Here is a 17,033-nt window from a genome sequence, read left to right on the forward strand (position 1 = left end):
TACCACGCTTGTGACACCAGAATGCGGTGGCTTGATTGATAGAGCTCATTACAGAATCGCCCTCCCTCGTTCGGTCTTCAACGCCTTCGTCAATCTCGTAAAAACTCCGCCCCCCGCCACACCAATTCCCCAGTCATTTATCACTTATGGCCTTCGCAGCCGTACAACCGGGACATTCGGATTCCCTAACGGCCATCCAAGCACATACAAAGGACGAACATGAAAACGCAACGTCGTATCCGCAGCTTTGCCGATCTGGAATACGTCGCCCGCAACTGCGGACGCGTTTTGACTTTGTTCAGCGGTGGCGTCGACAGCAGCTACGTGCTGATGAAATTGGCCAAATATCGCAACTGCGAGGTCACGGCCCTGACCGTCGATCTGGGCGATGGCGTCAATAGGGATGATCTTGCCATGATTGCTTCGCATTTCGGCGCCCGATCGGTGATCGTCGATGGCCGCGAGACTTTCGCCCATGACGCCGTCTTGTCAGCAATACGTTGTAACGCACAGTACTTGGCGATGTATCCCATCAGTTCATCGCTGTCGCGGCCCGTCATCTGTCAAATTGCCGTCCGCCAGGCCGCTCGAATCGGGTGCAATACAATCGTGCACACGGCCAATCAATCTCAAAATAGCCTGCGTCGGCTAAACGGAGCGATCCACCAACTCGGATTCGGTGGCTTTTACGGAAGTCCCTACGAATACTCCGCACTGACACGACAAGAAAAGATCGAAGCACTTCGTCGCGCCGGCCTCGCCGCTTTTGAGGCTCGCGGCACGAGCGGGGACGCGAATCTCTGGTGTCGCGAATTCGAGTCCGGATCGCTCGACAATCCGGAGGCCTTCGAGGTGCCCGAAGGGCTTTTTGCCTGGACAGCCCCGCGAGCGAACATCGCGCCACGCAACACCGTCTCAATCCGGTTCGACGCCGGGACGCCTGTAGCAATCGACGACGTTAAGCTTCCGTTGGTCGAATTGATTGCGCGACTAAATAACTGCGTCGGCGCTTACAGGATCGGACGCTACTGCGGTCTAGAACATCTGGACGACGGCGAGAAGGTTCTAGAGGTGCGCGAGGCACCGGCAGCACACGTCCTGATGAATGCATATCGGCACCTAGAGATGGCAACATTCGATCCGGAACTGATTCGAGAAAAGCTCTCGCTGGAGCAGATCTGGGTTCGCGAAGCGATCGAAGGGCGTTGGTTCGGCGATCTCCGAAGCAGCATTGATCAGTTCGTCGCTTATCGAGCAACCGCCGTCACCGGTATGGTGAAGTATGTACTCCGAGAAGGGGTAGCCGATGTGTGCTCCATACACGCAGCCGAACCGCGTTATATAACCGATCGCGACGGTTGGGAAAAGCAGGCCGCGCGCGTTCGCGGCGCTCGTAGCTTGCAAGAGCTGCATGGTGCAGCGCTAGTAGAAGCGTCGCAGCCACGTACAGTACTTCGCTTAAACGAACTGGAGAATGCCTGAGAGTAATCGCGCTCAATGCTTACATCTTCCTGCTCGGGGGCATGCCAGAGCGACGTACCGTAAATTCAAGCTGAATCGCGGCAAGTGCGCGATAGTTCCCCGCGCGCCATTAGCATCTCACTCATCTTAGGCCATCAGGATCTGAAATGACGCACTCCTCGTCTTCGGCGCATTTGAAGCTCGCGATGCAAGGCCAAAACGACTACGTCGACGTCTTTCGTGCATTCGGGATCGAGCAGAACTACAGCGCTCGAGGGCTCCAGCGAACGCGTAGCGCGAATTTCCTAGTAAGGGACATAAATACAATCGTCTCGCTCGAATACGGGATTTCGTGCTTGACCGGCAGCTGTTGGAAGTGCCAGATTGAGATCTTTGCCGTGATCGGAAAGTCTGCGCGCCACATCCCAGTATCGCGCGCCCTTCAGCACATTTGCGCGTATGGCGTCGCCGTGAATTTCCTCGACTCTGCACCAAAGCATGCAATCGGTCCGGCAGAAGTCGATCGAGGTGCGCGCCCGAATTGCCGAACTGTCTGTAGCGCGCTCGTTCCAAGGGCATGTTTCGAATGCGAGAACAATTTGGTGTGGCTGGATCTGAACAATCGCCCCGCAATGGAAGCGACACTGGGAGAAATGGCATGGCCGATACCGGAGATCGTCTCCCTGCTCTCCGATCAACTTCCCCTGAGACGCGGAGATCTTGTTTTCACCGGCTCGCCTAGCCCCTCCCTATCCGTCAATCGCACGGATATATTGCGCGGCGGTGTAGAGGGGTTGTCCAGACTTAGCTTGCGGTTGGGTTGATTCGCGGGTAGCGTCGAAGCCCGTCGCGCGTTGGCGAACGCCAAGCTGATCGCTTATCGCGTCGAGCTATCGCATCACGAACGGATTGTCCGGGCAGGCCTCGCCTGAATAGATCCACGTGGTCTTGGTCTGCAAGTACGCCTTAATCATTTCGTACCCGCTCTCACGACCGATGCCGCTCTGCTTGTAACCACCAAATGGAGCAAGGTAGCTGACCGCGCGGTAGGAGTTGACCCAGACTGTTCCCGCTTCGAGACGCTGCGACATGCGCAGCGCGGTCCCCATGTCTTTGGTCCAGACACCCGCCGCCAGGCCATACGGGCTATCGTTCGCAATAGCGACCGCGTCCTCTTCACTTGTAAACGGAATCACCGCAAGCACGGGCCCAAAAACCTCCTGGCGAGCGATCCGCATCTCATTGGAAACATCGCGAAAAATCGTCGGCTCGATAAAGAGGCCGCGCTTTGCGTTGCCTTCGGTGTACGGCCGGCCTCCCAGTACAAGTGTGGCACCGTCCGCATGGGCCATCTCGATGCATGAGAGCACCCGATCATACTGCGGCCGATTCGCGATGGGGCCCACCTGTGTCGTATCGTCCATCGGATCTCCGAGTTTAGCAACACCGCATGCCGCCACGAGGCGTCGGATAAATTCGTCGTATATCGGCTCCTGAAGCAGCAGCCGGGATCCTGCCATGCAGGTTTGCCCGCCGGCAGCGAAGATTCCTGAAATCGCTCCTGCGATTGCCTGATCCGCATTGGCATCAGCAAAGACAATGTTCGGCGACTTGCCGCCGAGCTCCATCGTTACATGCTTGAAATCACGTGCGGCTTGCTCGTTTACTCTGCGCCCGGTCGAATCGGATCCGGTGAATGCGATCTTAGCAACCCGGCTGTCACCAGTCAGGGCATCGCCAATCTCGGATCCATAACCGGAAATCACATTGACAACACCAGGCGGAAATCCCGCTCGTCCGAATAGCGCGGCGAACTCGAGCGTCGACGCGGTTGCATACTCGGAAGGTTTGATCACAAACGTATTGCCGGCAGCAAGACCCGGCGCCAGTTTCCAAGTGAGCAGTAGGAGCGGCGAATTCCACGCGGTAATAGCAAGAACAACACCGAGAGGCTCGTATCGAGTGAACGTCAAATAGTCCTGCTTGTCTATCGGTAGAACACTGCCCTCGATCTTGTCGGCTAGCCCGGCATAGTAATGAAACCACTCTGGAATATATCGCAGCTGGCCGCGCATCTCGGTGATCAACTTCCCGTTATCCCTCACTTCTGTGCAAGCCAACGACTCTGCATGCTCAGTGATGAGATCAGCCAGCCGGCGCAACAATACACCTCGCTGACTCGCGTTGAACGACGACCATGCGCTGCTACGGAATGCGCGACTGGCGGCGTCGACCGCGGCTCGGGCGTCTCGTTCATTACTCCGTGGAATCTCGCACCAGTTTTCACCAGTGTACGGATTTGCGCTTGGCAGCCAAGCGTTGGAATCAGGGGCGACGAATGCTCCATCGATATAGTTTAGATAGCGTTGCATTCTTCATTTGGCGAATGAGGCTCGTCGACCCGCGAGACCAGGAACAATTTTCCTTCAGTTGGTCGTTTGTTCATCGAAGGAATTGAAGCACAGAAATTGTGCCAACACAAAAAACCAACGAGAAGTCAACAAACTGCAACACCCACTCTAAATCTTATCGCAACCTACCACACATTCAATTTACAAATCGAGCCACATCAACCAAAACAATCAACATATTCACAAAATTAATACACAAATGACAAACCAGCGACCACAAAGACTGACCCGAAAAACGGAAAAAATAAAGAAAACTTTTCATTCAGAATTAAAAGCAACATATATTTGCGCCATTTTCGCCCATCACTCAACCCATCCGCGCAAGCCTCATCTATGCATTTTTCATATCACATTCACTCGACAAATACCGATATTACAACTATCAATTTCAAATCGACTTTTAAACAATTTATCATTGAGTCCTTAGATGCAACGACTGAGACGACTTATCGAATAGCCCATATCAAGGAGAAGTACGTCCGATGTACGAAATATGCTTCAACTGGGAGAGGGTTCCTGCTTGTTTGATTTATGATGTTCGCCGACGCTGTCGGTCGCAAATCAATCCGATCAAATCGGGATTGGCCGATATTTCGTTGCTGGCCAAAGCGACATAGACGTGTGGGACCACGCTTTGGTCAGCACTTCGATCCGGACAGAATAAGACATTTCCAGGCCCGCCCGATATATTTGAGCTTGGATCAATCAACTGGTTTAGAAGGTCTAAAAAGATGTCGACATCACATCTCACCGCGAATTCCGAGTCATACGATTTCGGCGGATCCGACGCAACCGCCACATGGCCGAAGGAAATTCATGCTCTGCTGACGAAGTTCGGGATCAAGCAGGCGGCCTATGTCCCCGACGGAGGCAATGCAGAGCTCATTGCGAGGCTTGACACCGACAACGCGATTCGCACCATATCTCTGACAACGGAGCAAGAAGGTATCGGCCTCATCGCGGGTGCTTGGCTCGGTGGACAACGCGCTGTTTTGCTGATGCAGTCTTCGGGAGTCGGCAACTGCGTCAACCTGTTCTCACTTATTCGCAGTTGCACAATGCCGGCGGTCATTCTCGTCACGATGCGTGGCGAATGGGGTGAATTCGTACCGTGGCAGATTCCAATGGGGCAAGCCGCTCGTAAGTGTCTCGAACTTTTCGATTTCTCCGTTATTCATGCTGAGAAATCGGATGATATTGCTCCAGCCGTCGAAGCTGCGCTAAAAATGGCCTTCTACGGCTACAAGGCCAGTGCCGTACTCATTTCACAACGTGTGATAGGCACCAAGTCCTTCGGAAAATTACAAGCAACGGCTTAGTCAATACTACCCCGGCGGTGGTTTCCCACCGCCACGTGGCGGAACTAGTCCATTTCACCTCGAACAGGTTGTTTGACCTTGCCCCTGTTTCGCGAATCCCATAGCTGAGAGCTTTATGCGGCTCGCCCCTGCTGAGCGGCGAACCAGTTTTTCTCGAACGTCATGGGGCTGACGTAGTCGAGCGTCGAGTGTAGCCGGCGCGAATTATAAAAGCCAAGCCAGTCGACGATTTCATCCATTGCAGCACGCCGCGTCACGAAGTGCCGACCATGCAGGCGTGCGACTTTCAGCGAACCCCATAGGCTTTCGGTTGGCGCATTATCCCAACAGTCGCCACGCCGGCTCATTGAGGAACGCATACCGTACGCTCTTAGCGAGTCCTGGAAGAGCCCGCTGCAATACTGACTGCCCCTGTCGCTATGGACGATGACGCCAGCGTCTGGGCGGCGCCGGAACCACGCCATACGCAGCGCGTCGGTGACCAGTTCTGCTTTCATGTGTGACTGCATCGACCAGCCCACCACCTGTCTGCTGAACAGGTCGATGATGACCGCCAGATAAACCCAGCCTTCGGCCGTCGCACAGTACGTGATGTCGCTTGTCCAGACCTGATTCGGCGCCGTCGCCGTAAAGTTGCGCGCCAACAAGTTCGGCGCCACCGGCAGGTTGTGGTTCGAGTTCGTCGTCGCGATGTATTTGCGCTTGTGCCGGGCCCGGATACCATGCTGTGCCATCAGTTTGCGTACACGCTCCTTGCCAACGCGAACGCCGCGTGCAACCAGCTCTTTCCACATGCGCGGCCAGCCGTACTCGCCTTTGACCTCTGCGTGAATCGCCTTGATATGCGCCAGCAGCGCATCGTCGCTTACGCGGCTTCGGCGGGGCTTGTCCTGCGCGGTACGTTGCCGCCGCTGATGAAAGCCGCTAGGGCTCACATCGAGCACCTCGCACAGCACCGAAATCGGCCAGTGATGGCGATTGCGCTCGATGAACGCGTACTTCACGTCGACTCCTTCGCGAAGTACGCGCACGCTTTTTTTAAAATATCGCGCTCCATCTTTAAGCGTGCAACTTCGGCGCGCAGCCTCGACAGTTCCATCTGCTCCGGGCTCACCGGCTTTGTGCCGGCCCCGCCAAGCTTGCCTTCCTGCTCAGCCTTCAGCCAGTTGGAAATCGACTGCGCCGGTAAATCCAGCGTCGCGGCGACCGCCGCAACGCTCTGACCGGCCTTGACCAGCCGAACCGCTTCCAGCTTGAATTCGAGCGTGTAGCGCGCCCGCGTCGTCTTGTTCATCTTCTTGACTCTCCTTGCTTGAGTTTAAACGCTCAGCAAGGGATTCGTTTTGCGGGGGCAAGCTCAGTTCGTTCCTGGTAGCGCGATACCAGACAGTCATCAACTGGCTACACGATGTAGATGTCCCTGGGCCTAGATGAGTTCATCCCCAAGGAAAACCAATGTCTAAAAATGCAATGTTAAACGGGTTGTTGGAACGTCGGTGGGTCGTATCAACACTACTAGAGTCTCGCGGAAATCTTCTTGTGATTAGCGGCTTGGGCTCAGCTGTTTGGGACATCACTGCGGCGGGAGATCATCCCCTCAACTTTCCCGTATGGGGGGCCATGGGCGCCGCTTCGACTATCGGGCTGGGCCTCGCTCTTGCGCAACCGGAGCGCCCGGTGCTCGTTGTCACAGGAGACGGCGAGATGTTGATGCAGCTTGGTGCACTGGCGACCATCGGCGTGCAGCGGCCCAGGAACCTGTCGATCGTGGTTCTGGACAATGAATGCTATTGCGAAACGGGCATGCAGAAAACACACACCGCTAGCGGCGTCAATCTTATGGAAATCGCGCAGGCATGCGGAATAGAGTGTGCGTCGGTGGCCCGTGTCCCTAAGGATGTGACGGATATTCGAGACACATTGCATTCTTGTACCAGGGTACTGTTTTCACAAATCAAAATTGCGCCAAATAAGCCTGCACTCATGATGCCACCACGCGACGGCTCTTACCTCAAGGATCGCTTTCGTACCGCACTGCTCGGCCCAAGTGCAGTGGATTGATGTTCGGTCTGCGGCACTTGAGATCGACTTTCGTTTCTGTTTTTTCACAACATGGTTAGCTGTTCTCTCCGGCCGATCGATACGCAACACTTAGTCGTCGGTCGTCCGCGCCGTCTCGTTAGAGAGGCTAGAAAAACCTTGCCCAAGCCGCTTATATATGACGGCTTTTTCAGCCCCATGAGCTTGCCCCCGCAAAACGAATCCCTTGCTGAGCGTTTAAACTCAAGCAAGGAGAGTCAAGAAGATGAACAAGACGACGCGGGCGCGCTACACGCTCGAATTCAAGCTGGAAGCGGTTCGGCTGGTCAAGGCCGGTCAGAGCGTTGCGGCGGTCGCCGCGACGCTGGATTTACCGGCGCAGTCGATTTCCAACTGGCTGAAGGCTGAGCAGGAAGGCAAGCTTGGCGGGGCCGGCACAAAGCCGGTGAGCCCGGAGCAGATGGAACTGTCGAGGCTGCGCGCCGAAGTTGCACGCTTAAAGATGGAGCGCGATATTTTAAAAAAAGCGTGCGCGTACTTCGCGAAGGAGTCGACGTGAAGTACGCGTTCATCGAGCGCAATCGCCATCACTGGCCGATTTCGGTGCTGTGCGAGGTGCTCGATGTGAGCCCTAGCGGCTTTCATCAGCGGCGGCAACGTACCGCGCAGGACAAGCCCCGCCGAAGCCGCGTAAGCGACGATGCGCTGCTGGCGCATATCAAGGCGATTCACGCAGAGGTCAAAGGCGAGTACGGCTGGCCGCGCATGTGGAAAGAGCTGGTTGCACGCGGCGTTCGCGTTGGCAAGGAGCGTGTACGCAAACTGATGGCACAGCATGGTATCCGGGCCCGGCACAAGCGCAAATACATCGCGACGACGAACTCGAACCACAACCTGCCGGTGGCGCCGAACTTGTTGGCGCGCAACTTTACGGCGACGGCGCCGAATCAGGTCTGGACAAGCGACATCACGTACTGTGCGACGGCCGAAGGCTGGGTTTATCTGGCGGTCATCATCGACCTGTTCAGCAGACAGGTGGTGGGCTGGTCGATGCAGTCACACATGAAAGCAGAACTGGTCACCGACGCGCTGCGTATGGCGTGGTTCCGGCGCCGCCCAGACGCTGGCGTCATCGTCCATAGCGACAGGGGCAGTCAGTATTGCAGCGGGCTCTTCCAGGACTCGCTAAGAGCGTACGGTATGCGTTCCTCAATGAGCCGGCGTGGCGACTGTTGGGATAATGCGCCAACCGAAAGCCTATGGGGTTCGCTGAAAGTCGCACGCCTGCATGGTCGGCACTTCGTGACGCGGCGTGCTGCAATGGATGAAATCGTCGACTGGCTTGGCTTTTATAATTCGCGCCGGCTACACTCGACGCTCGACTACGTCAGCCCCATGACGTTCGAGAAAAACTGGTTCGCCGCTCAGCAGGGGCGAGCCGCATAAAGCTCTCAGCTATGGGATTCGCGAAACAGGGGCAAGGTCACCATTCTGGTTGACGGCCACGAGCAATGATCGCCGTACAACCAAGTAGCTCATCGTTGTGCAGTCGTATATCCAGTCCATTAAAGGAGTTGTGATGATCTCCGCTCAGCAAGCCCAGTTTTACGCCCACCATGGCTTTGTAGTCGTCGACGATGTCTTCGACACGGAAACGATTCGCGAGGCGATCGGTGCAATCGATGAACTACTAGATCCCAGCAATCTCGGCAAGGCATTTGAAATGGAACCCAATGATGGGGCGACCGTCCGCCGCATCTGGTCGCCAACGCAGAAGCACCATGTTTTCGAGCGCCTGGCTGCCGATCCAGCCCTAGTCGATTGCGTGCAGGCACTGATAGGCGACGACGTCATGTTTCACTACAGCAAGATCAATATGAAAGGGCCTAAGGTCGGCAGCGTCGTGAAATGGCATCAGGATTTTTCCTACTATCCGCACACCAACTCGGATTTGTTGACCGCGCTCATCTTCTTGGACGACGCCACTCGTGAAAACGGCTGCCTTCGCGTAATTCCAGGCTCTCACCGCCGGGGACTTCGGTCGCATGACATCGACGGCTACTTCCGAGGCACGGTGTCCGATGTCGACGAATCGGACGCCGTCGCGGTCGAGGTCAAAGCTGGTGGCGCTCTATTTTTGCATTGCCTCACCCTGCACGCGTCAGAAAAGAATACGTCCGATCTTCCGCGCCGCACATTCCTGCCAGCCTACCGCGCGGCCGACGCGTTTCCAATCTACTTCGGTCCGCACGCCGCCCATAACGAGCCGGGCGTTCGACTGCTGCGTGGCCAGGCCGCCCGATTCGCTCGAGTGGAATCCGGCGTGCATCGTTTGCCGATCGCAGAGCGAGACTTCGGCTCCATCTACGAGGTGCAGGAAGGCTCTCACCTGAACAAGTCGATGTCGGACATGAAATCCAGCGGCTATGCCGTCGCGTAATCCGTCGGTAGCCGGCTACACCGGACTAGCCCTACCCTTCATCAAGACAAGTGAGACTGTCATGTATCTGCGAGTGAATCCCACGTCGTATCTGAAGCCTGTCATGTCTGTACCCGCATCGAAACCAGAGACCCAGCGCGCAATTGTCACAGCAAGCTTGGCGGCAGGTCTCTCAAGAATCTATAACGATCTACGCTGCCTGGAAACTGAGACCATGAAGCGCGCCTGCCGGCAGTTGGGGGCGCAAATCAGCGAGTACGACGGCTTTCTTGAAGTCAGCGGCGTTGGCCGCGATTTCACTCGCGACACCATCGTCATCGACGCAAAGGGTTCCGGACTAGTATTTCGCACATTATCGGCTGTCGCCTGTGCACGTCGAGCACCCACTATACTGACGGGAGACCATACGCTGCGTCGGCGAGTAATGAGGCCGCTGTTCGATGCACTGGACTCGCTTGGCGCAAATATCGAGCATCTCAGCGACGCCGGCAACGCTCCTGTGATCAACTGGGGGCAGCCGATCTCGCGTTCGAACGCCGACCTGCCAGGCGACGTCAGCTCACAGTTCGTTACTGCTCTGCTGTTCCTGGCGCCACTGTCGGACCAGCCCTTGACAATTCGCCAGAGCGACCCAGTGCTGTCGAAATCCTATATCGCACAAACGGTCGACTTCCTGCGCCGCGCATCGATCGACATCGACGTCGATCCACGATTCAATCATTTTTTTGTGCGCCCGGGCGAATATAAGGCCTTTGACTCATACATTAACGCAGACTACACTTCGCTGTCTTACTTGCTGTTCGCATGCACGATCTTCTCTGGCGAGTATGTGATCCGCGGCATCACAAGCGATACGTTGCAGGGTGAACGAATCTTTATCGACGTCGTGAAGGCGCTGGGTGTGAAGGTCGTGCATGACGACGCAGCAAAGGAACTCCTCGTCTCGAGCATTCATGCTACGCTCTCCGGCAAACACGAGATCGATGTCAGCGACGGCCCAAACATCATTCCGACGCTCGTCGCGCTAAGCCTTTTCGTGGAGGGAGAGTTCCGCGTCATCGGAGGTTCTGTCACTCGGCTTCACAAGTCTTCGCGCATCGAGTCGATGGTCACGGAGGCGACCAAGCTCGGCGCAGACATCAAGACGCTTTGGAACCAGCAGGGCGATATTGATGGCTTCGTCACGCACGGACGAAGCGACTATGAAGGCGGCACGTTCTTCACTAGCTGCGGCGATCACCGGAATTTCATGTCGTTATTCATCGCATCGCTGAAATTCCGTCGCCCGAGCTATATCGATGGATTCAACGACGTCATCTGCTCCTTTCCAGAATTCCTCGAGCAGTTTGAAGAGCTGGGTGCTATTTTCTCGCCAGTTCAACGCGTATCGTCCGACCTAGCTGTAATCGCCGAGTAGTACCCGCCCGTCCGCCGGACTCCTCAGGCACATGGGCGATGGAGCTGGCGGTTATCGGACCTGCCCAGAGAGCAGCTACGTCGCCGACCGCGCAAATCCCGCACTCCACTACTCCAGTCGAAGAACCGCAGCGTGGATTTTTTCGCGCAGCCACACTTGCGCAGGTACGCTCTCGTGGCGCCGATGCCAGTACATCGACCAACGAAAATCTGTCGCAGTGAACGGTAGCTCCTTAAGCAATAGACCAACTTCCGCAAAACGACTTGCCAAACGCGCCGACATCACGGCAATCATCGACGAACTGCGCAACAGATGAGGGACCACCAGCCAATGTGGAACATTCAGCGCGACATGCCGAACGCGGTGCATATCAGCAAGCGCCGCATCCACATAACGGCCGTCGGTCGAACTCATGGACACCTTGAGATGAGGCAATGCAAGAAAGAGTTCCATCGTCATCTCATCCGCGGCATTCGGGTGTCCTTCTGCCAGCACACACACCATACGATCATCGAACAAGGGCATTGCGCACACCGCGCTCGTATGTTCCAGATCCATGCTCACCGCGACATCGATATCATCCGCGTCAAGTGCAATCACAGTCTGCCCTGGTGGAAGGTGAACCACGTCGAGCGTCACGTTCGGCGCCTCTCTTTCCAGTTGTGCGAGCAGAGGCGGCATCAATAGATACTCGAGCACGTCAGACATCCTAATCCGGTAATGCTCCGCTGAGGTTTCAGGATCAAACTTAGTGCTGGATTTGATGAGCCGCTGCGCTTGACGAAGCATCTGTTTCAGCGGCTCTTCCAGCTCCAACGCGCGCGGCGTCGGCTCCATTCCCGACGCGTTGCGTATCAGCAATTCATCCCGCATGAGAATTCGCAAGCGTCGGAGTGCGCTGCTCATAGCAGACTGGCTCAATCCCACCTTCGTCGCCGCTCGAGTCACGTGCTTTTCCGTCAACAGTGCATCAAGGACAACCAGTAAATTCAGATCAACGCTGCGTAGGTTCATAAGAGTTCACGATCATATCGTTGGATACCGGTGAAAATGCCCCGGCGGTCGAATCGAATTCAATGCGCGCCCTACACTCGCCGGTTTACTGCATTCGGAAGAGACGCCCAGCAGTGATCGCCCCGGAGCACTCCCTCAACTCGTGGACGTATGGGAACAATCCTACGCTGCTCTCGTCTTCACTGCCTTGAGGCGCGCCGATTGCGAGATGTGGTTGTCGTAAAAGGACAATCGAAAGACGGGCACGCACGCGCCTACATCGGACTAAATAGACGACCTCCGCCTCCGTCGATCGGGTTGGCGCCTCGGAGTACAGACCGCCGACAACGGATTGACGCTCCGCCTTCATTCTTCGCCTAGCACCTTCCATAGTCACGGTAGAGACGATAGCCAATCTCGTAGATGTACAGATCCGCACAGTATCGATTGATGTCTATGCCCCTTGCACAAAGTCTCTGCTCGAAACCGATTGGTTAGGAGCGAATGAAAATTCGGCGGCGTGCAATCAGCAGATTCGCCAGGACCAGTCGTGCTTGGATTCGACCACGATGCCGGCCAGTGCGACTGGCATCAATCCCGTCACGCTGAGGTTCGAGTGCCGGTCGACACCGCCATAGTTCGTCACGAACTCCTTTCGGTTAAAGCGGTTTGGCAGGGTCACTTTAAACGCGGCTGCCCGTGAGGGCGCTGGCAGGATGCCTGCAAGATCTTTCTACCACCGCAAAATTTCATAAGGAACAGCCGAGCAGGCCCGTTACGATTGCTTCCTAACTTGCGGTGCCGCGGCTCCGACATGGACAATATGAACTTACCGGGCTGGCGGCTGCATTCTGTGGCTCAGGATCTTGCCGGCCATTATTCGGTGAAAGTCGATGGCAACCGGCGCATCGCGTTCACCTTTGATGGCACCGATGCAATTCTCTTCGACTACCAAGACGATGACTGAGGCAATCATGACTCGAATCTTCAGTCCGCCGCATCCCGGCGAAACGCTGTGCGAAGACGTATTGCTCGAACTGAGGCTCACGGTCACGGAAGCAGCCGAGCGGCTTGGCGTGACACGCTCGGCTCCGTCGCGCATTCAGAATGCCCTCCGACAATCTCGCCCGCAATGGCACTACGTCTGGAGCAATGGCCGGGCATCGAAAATGGCGGGCGAGCCGACTTATGGACCGCCCAACAAGCCTACGCGACCGTTGGCAAGCTCGCCAGGAAGGTGTGTCGTATCTTAAGCGTCCATGCTGCCGCTGGAGGCAGGCATCGATGCGGAATCGCCGACCGGCCTAGGTTACAGATGAGGAATCGAGTTCACGTAGGGTGCGCCGCAAGACATGGCCACTACATCGGACAAAGCCGAAATCTCCGCTACTCGTTCTCCTCGAAGTAATGCCCAAACTTCACCTGCTTCGTGCGAATGTACCGCTCGTTCTCGTCGCGTACGGGAATCGCAAGCGCCACTCGCTCGCACACGGGAATGCCGTGGCGCGAAAGCGTCTCGAACTTGTCGGGGTTGTTGCTCATCAACCGGACCGACGTGACGTTCAAATCTCGCAGAATCGCAGCGGCGGAATCGTACTCGCGCGCATCGTCCGGTAGGCCCAATTCGAGGTTCGCCTCTACCGTGTCGAGCCCTTGCTCCTGCAACTGATAAGCGCGAATCTTGTTCGACAGGCCGATGCCCCGGCCTTCATGACCGCGCAGGTAAAGAAGAACCCCTCGCCCTTCCGCGGCGATATAGCGCAGCGCCAAGTCCAATTGCTCTCCGCAATCGCATCGGTACGAACCGAGCACGTCGCCCGTCAAGCATTCGGAGTGCAGACGCGTGAGCACCGACTCCTGCCCACTGACATCGCCCATCACCAATGCCAAATGTTCGGCTTCTCCCGCAGCGACACGATAGGCGTACGAGGTAAACGTTCCGTACCGGGTGGGCAAGGTGGCCTTCGCGGCGAGCGAGACGCACTGCGTAGTGGACTCGCCGCCTGCGCGGGGAGGCTGGGCTGACGTGGGCATAACGAGTTGGTAGTGACTTATGGCTTATATCGGTTCGCACTCGCACCGACAGTCGATGCGCGCACCGCGAGTTTAACCCTATTCACCGATCGCAGCCCGTCACGGGCGCCACGGCGCGCCGCGCCACCGCCTATACTGGGAAATAGTCCCGCGCCGCCATGAACGTGCGACGCTGGCCGATCCCCGCCCAACGAAAACAGAAGACGGAGACTCCTATGCCCAACGTAGCGCAGATTCTCAAGTCAAAGCTCGACGACCCACAGGCCGCAAAGAGAATCGCTCAAGCGCCGGTCCTCACAATCGATGCAAGATCGTCGGTTTTCGAAGCCGTCAAAATGATGGCTCAACATCAGATCGGTGCACTCATCGTCACCGAGGGCAGCGAAGGAAAAATCGCGGGCATCATCACCGAGCGCGATTACGCCCGCAAGATCGTCTTGCTCGACCGCTCCTCGAAGTCGACAGCGGTCAGCGAGATCATGACGCAGCAGGTGCTGCACGTGCGCATGACGGACTCGACCGAGGCCTGCATGGCGCTGATGACCGAACACAGGATGCGCCATCTGCCGGTCATCGACGACGGCAAGCTCGTGGGTATGGTATCGATCGGCGATTTGGTCAAAGCGATCATTTCCGAGCAACAGTTCACTATCCAACAACTCGAGCATTACATTTCCGGCGTCCATATCTAGTTACGCATCCGGGCGAGTGCCTCGGCACTCGCCCCCTTCCCTCCGCCCGCCATCCACCACATCGGCAGGCTTTTCGCAGCCTGCTTTTTTACGTAGGTTCGCGAAAACCCTAGATTTCGGTTAATCACCTTTGCACAACCTGCAAATATCAAACCGCTCGCCCGAAAACACTTAGCCCGTATTAGCACTAAAATCGACGAATGGAATCGGTTTGAACAAACGTCAACTACAAAAACTAGGCAGCGCAAGTTTCGGCGATATTCGAATTCCCACCGACAACTGAAATCGATCCCGCGCGCCGCATGATCGAGCTTCTATTCAAAAGCCCCAGTTTTACTCCGACAATACCCCACATACCAGGTAGCAGCAGGATAGTATTCGATTCGTCTGACACGTTTCGCACAAAAAGAGAGTCGTCTGAAACTGTCTTCGGTAGATTGGGCAATTTACCTGTTTCAGGCAAGTAATATTTTCGACATGCGAGGACATATGCCGCGCCAATTTATTGAACCGATGTCGCCGCTTTGGCGTGCGACGGATGAAAAAACGTGGTTCGAAGCGCTTGCGTTGCTGGGTAGAAAATACGGTTTCGAGCACACGCTATTTGCTGTAGTGCCAAGGCCCGGCATGCGCTTTACCGACGCGTATCTACGGAGCACCTATGACGATAGCTGGCGTCAGACTTATAACGAGCGCGCCCTTTTTCACATCGATCCGACGGTCGCACACTGTTTAACCCAGACGTCGCCATTGATTTGGACATCCACCAATTTTGCCGATCTCAATCAGCGGGAGATGTACGAGGAAGCCTGTCAGTACGGACTATGCAGCGGTGTAGCTCTTCCGATACATGGCCCGAAGCAAGAGGTAGGGATGCTTTGCTTCGTCCGCGACGAACAGGCGCCCAATGCGCTCAACGCTCATGTCGAGCGCAATCTCCCGATGTTGACCTTACTGCGCGACGTAGCGTTCGATACGAGCCAGCGGTTCCTGGACGGATATACGGAACGGCTCGTCCCCAAGCTGACGCCGCGCGAATACGAATGCTTGAAGTGGACGGCGCAAGGAAAGTCGACCTGGGAAATCGCCAAGATCTTCGGCTGCTCGGAAGCAACCGTGAACTTTCACATGACCAATATCCGCAGCAAGTTCGGCGTCAGCTCGCGGAGCGCAGCAGCGGTCAAAGCGACCCGAATGGGGTTGATAGATCTTGATTGAGCAGCGCCGGCCGAAGTGCCGGCGCACGCTTTTGCGAAACGGCGCGAATATCCTCGTCCGATATCCTGGCCTCGAAATAGAGTCTCAGAAGAATCATGACGGGTTTTGGGATATTCGCACCCAGTTCAAAACGGCTACCACGGGACTGAGTTACACCGAATCGGGCCCAGAAGGTCTTCTGGCTCTCCTTGACTTGCTTGCGATAAGCCTGAACGAAGGCACTGTTGATTTCGGTCCGAACCGGCCGGGCCGCATCTTCAGTTAGCGGTTGACGAATATCGGCTAGGGACATGGTTTTCACCTGTTCAAGGGACGTACTCGATACCCGCATCATCCCAACTGTGACCGATATTTTGTACCTATCTTGCTTGACAGTTACACCTAGCACGCAAAGTGCATATGGTCGATGCCCCTTACGAGCATGACAATCCGGGAGAGCGAGATGAGCACGAAGATCACGATCGATAAACAATGTACTTTCGATCTCGACGCGCTGGCGCAAATGTATCGGTTACGCGCCAAGATTTTCGGCGAGCGGATGGGATGGGAAGTCGCGGTGTTATCCGGGATGGAAATAGACGAATATGACGCACAATCGCCCTATTACATGGTAATGCGCAACAATTACGACGAAGTATGCGGGTGTTGGCGCCTGTTGCCGACCGAAGGGCCGTATATGCTACGCAATACATTTCCGGAACTGCTTTACCAGCAAGACGCGCCCGCGTCCGCGCAAATCTGGGAGTTGAGCCGCTTTGCAATTGTTTCGCGCGAGCGAACGCGCTTCGGTTTTGGCGAATTGGCGCTCGATGCGATGCGGGCCGTCGTCGCATTCGCCGATCGGCACCGAATTACGAGCTATGTGACGGTTACGACCACCGCCGTGGAACGTTTGCTGATCCGGGCGAGGATCGCGACGCGGCGCTACGGCCCGCCCGTGCGCATCGGCAACGCCGACACCATTGCCCTATCGATCGACCTCGGAGAACAGACACACGAGGCGCTGTT

General features: G+C 56.1%; 15 protein-coding genes and 2 pseudogenes. 12 read left to right on the forward strand and 5 right to left on the reverse strand.

Going from position 1 to position 17,033, the window contains the following annotated elements; all coding sequences use genetic code 11:
• Window positions 1-219: 219 nt before the first annotated feature.
• Both AB1286_RS27820 and AB1286_RS27825 read left to right on the forward strand, forming a co-directional pair.
• Window positions 220-1,482: an argininosuccinate synthase-related protein gene (locus AB1286_RS27820; protein ID WP_430366421.1), complete on the forward strand. Its 1,263-nt coding sequence runs from the start codon at window positions 220-222 to the stop codon at window positions 1,480-1,482.
• A gap of 185 nt (window positions 1,483-1,667) precedes the next feature.
• Window positions 1,668-2,285 carry a fumarylacetoacetate hydrolase family protein gene (locus tag AB1286_RS27825; RefSeq protein WP_430366422.1) on the forward strand — a complete coding sequence of 206 codons (618 nt, stop codon included), beginning with the start codon at window positions 1,668-1,670 and terminating at the stop codon, window positions 2,283-2,285.
• A 66-nt stretch (window positions 2,286-2,351) separates the two neighbouring features.
• Here the strand turns inward: AB1286_RS27825 and AB1286_RS27830 are convergent, their stop codons facing one another.
• Window positions 2,352-3,833: an aldehyde dehydrogenase gene (locus AB1286_RS27830; RefSeq protein WP_430366423.1), complete on the reverse strand. Its 1,482-nt coding sequence runs from the start codon at window positions 3,831-3,833 to the stop codon at window positions 2,352-2,354.
• A gap of 770 nt (window positions 3,834-4,603) precedes the next feature.
• Between AB1286_RS27830 and AB1286_RS27835 the strand changes: the two genes are divergently transcribed.
• On the forward strand, window positions 4,604-5,191 hold the full coding sequence (locus tag AB1286_RS27835; RefSeq protein ID WP_430366424.1) for a phosphonopyruvate decarboxylase: 588 nt from the start codon (window positions 4,604-4,606) through the stop codon (window positions 5,189-5,191).
• Between the two features lie 113 nt (window positions 5,192-5,304).
• Here AB1286_RS27835 and AB1286_RS27840 read toward each other — a convergent pair.
• Window positions 5,305-6,485 (reverse strand): IS3 family transposase gene (locus AB1286_RS27840; protein WP_430361773.1). Its coding sequence is split into 2 segments (ribosomal slippage): window positions 5,305-6,233 and window positions 6,233-6,485, totalling 1,182 coding nucleotides; the frame shifts between segments, so codons are not numbered across the junction.
• Between the two features lie 161 nt (window positions 6,486-6,646).
• On the opposite strand from AB1286_RS27840, the gene AB1286_RS27845 reads away from it, so the two are divergent.
• The 4 genes from AB1286_RS27845 (at window position 6,647) to AB1286_RS27860 (ending at window position 11,088) form a co-directional block, all read left to right on the forward strand.
• Window positions 6,647-7,252: a thiamine pyrophosphate-dependent enzyme gene (locus AB1286_RS27845; protein ID WP_430366425.1), complete on the forward strand. Its 606-nt coding sequence runs from the start codon at window positions 6,647-6,649 to the stop codon at window positions 7,250-7,252.
• Between the two features lie 244 nt (window positions 7,253-7,496).
• Window positions 7,497-8,677 (forward strand): IS3 family transposase gene (locus AB1286_RS27850; RefSeq protein WP_430361773.1). Its coding sequence is split into 2 segments (ribosomal slippage): window positions 7,497-7,749 and window positions 7,749-8,677, totalling 1,182 coding nucleotides; the frame shifts between segments, so codons are not numbered across the junction.
• A 133-nt stretch (window positions 8,678-8,810) separates the two neighbouring features.
• Entirely contained in the window at window positions 8,811-9,671 is an 861-nt protein-coding gene (locus AB1286_RS27855) for a phytanoyl-CoA dioxygenase family protein (protein WP_430366426.1), read from the forward strand.
• A 61-nt stretch (window positions 9,672-9,732) separates the two neighbouring features.
• Window positions 9,733-11,088 carry a 3-phosphoshikimate 1-carboxyvinyltransferase gene (locus AB1286_RS27860; RefSeq protein ID WP_430366427.1) on the forward strand — a complete coding sequence of 452 codons (1,356 nt, stop codon included), beginning with the start codon at window positions 9,733-9,735 and terminating at the stop codon, window positions 11,086-11,088.
• A gap of 108 nt (window positions 11,089-11,196) precedes the next feature.
• Here the strand turns inward: AB1286_RS27860 and AB1286_RS27865 are convergent, their stop codons facing one another.
• Window positions 11,197-12,102 carry a LysR family transcriptional regulator gene (locus AB1286_RS27865; RefSeq protein ID WP_430366428.1) on the reverse strand — a complete coding sequence of 302 codons (906 nt, stop codon included), beginning with the start codon at window positions 12,100-12,102 and terminating at the stop codon, window positions 11,197-11,199.
• Window positions 12,103-12,895: 793 nt separating this feature from the next.
• Here AB1286_RS27865 and AB1286_RS27870 point away from each other — a divergent pair.
• Window positions 12,896-13,048: a hypothetical protein gene (locus AB1286_RS27870; protein WP_430366429.1), complete on the forward strand. Its 153-nt coding sequence runs from the start codon at window positions 12,896-12,898 to the stop codon at window positions 13,046-13,048.
• Window positions 13,049-13,055: 7 nt separating this feature from the next.
• Window positions 13,056-13,389: pseudogene (locus AB1286_RS27875) on the forward strand (HigA family addiction module antitoxin).
• A 78-nt stretch (window positions 13,390-13,467) separates the two neighbouring features.
• Here the strand turns inward: AB1286_RS27875 and ribA are convergent.
• Window positions 13,468-14,115, reverse strand: coding sequence for a GTP cyclohydrolase II (gene ribA / locus AB1286_RS27880; RefSeq protein WP_430366430.1), 648 nt, complete (start codon window positions 14,113-14,115; stop codon window positions 13,468-13,470).
• Window positions 14,116-14,330: 215 nt separating this feature from the next.
• Here ribA and AB1286_RS27885 point away from each other — a divergent pair, with 215 nt between their 5' ends.
• The gene (locus tag AB1286_RS27885; RefSeq protein WP_430366431.1) at window positions 14,331-14,807 is read left to right on the forward strand and encodes a CBS domain-containing protein; all 477 of its coding nucleotides are present in this window, start codon (window positions 14,331-14,333) and stop codon (window positions 14,805-14,807) included.
• A 513-nt stretch (window positions 14,808-15,320) separates the two neighbouring features.
• Window positions 15,321-16,025 (forward strand): helix-turn-helix transcriptional regulator, encoded by a 705-nt coding sequence (locus AB1286_RS27890; protein ID WP_430367348.1) that lies wholly within the window; start codon window positions 15,321-15,323, stop codon window positions 16,023-16,025.
• Here the strand turns inward: AB1286_RS27890 and AB1286_RS27895 are convergent.
• Window positions 15,988-16,317, reverse strand: coding sequence for an XRE family transcriptional regulator (locus tag AB1286_RS27895; protein WP_430366432.1), 330 nt, complete (start codon window positions 16,315-16,317; stop codon window positions 15,988-15,990). The genes AB1286_RS27890 and AB1286_RS27895 overlap by 38 nt on opposite strands.
• A 210-nt stretch (window positions 16,318-16,527) precedes the next feature.
• Between AB1286_RS27895 and AB1286_RS27900 the strand changes: the two are divergent.
• A pseudogene (locus tag AB1286_RS27900) lies at window positions 16,528-17,016 on the forward strand (acyl-homoserine-lactone synthase); the annotation flags it as partial.
• Window positions 17,017-17,033: the final 17 nt, after the last annotated feature.

The organism is Trinickia sp. NRRL B-1857 (genome assembly GCF_050470685.1).
GTDB lineage: Bacteria > Pseudomonadota > Gammaproteobacteria > Burkholderiales > Burkholderiaceae > Trinickia.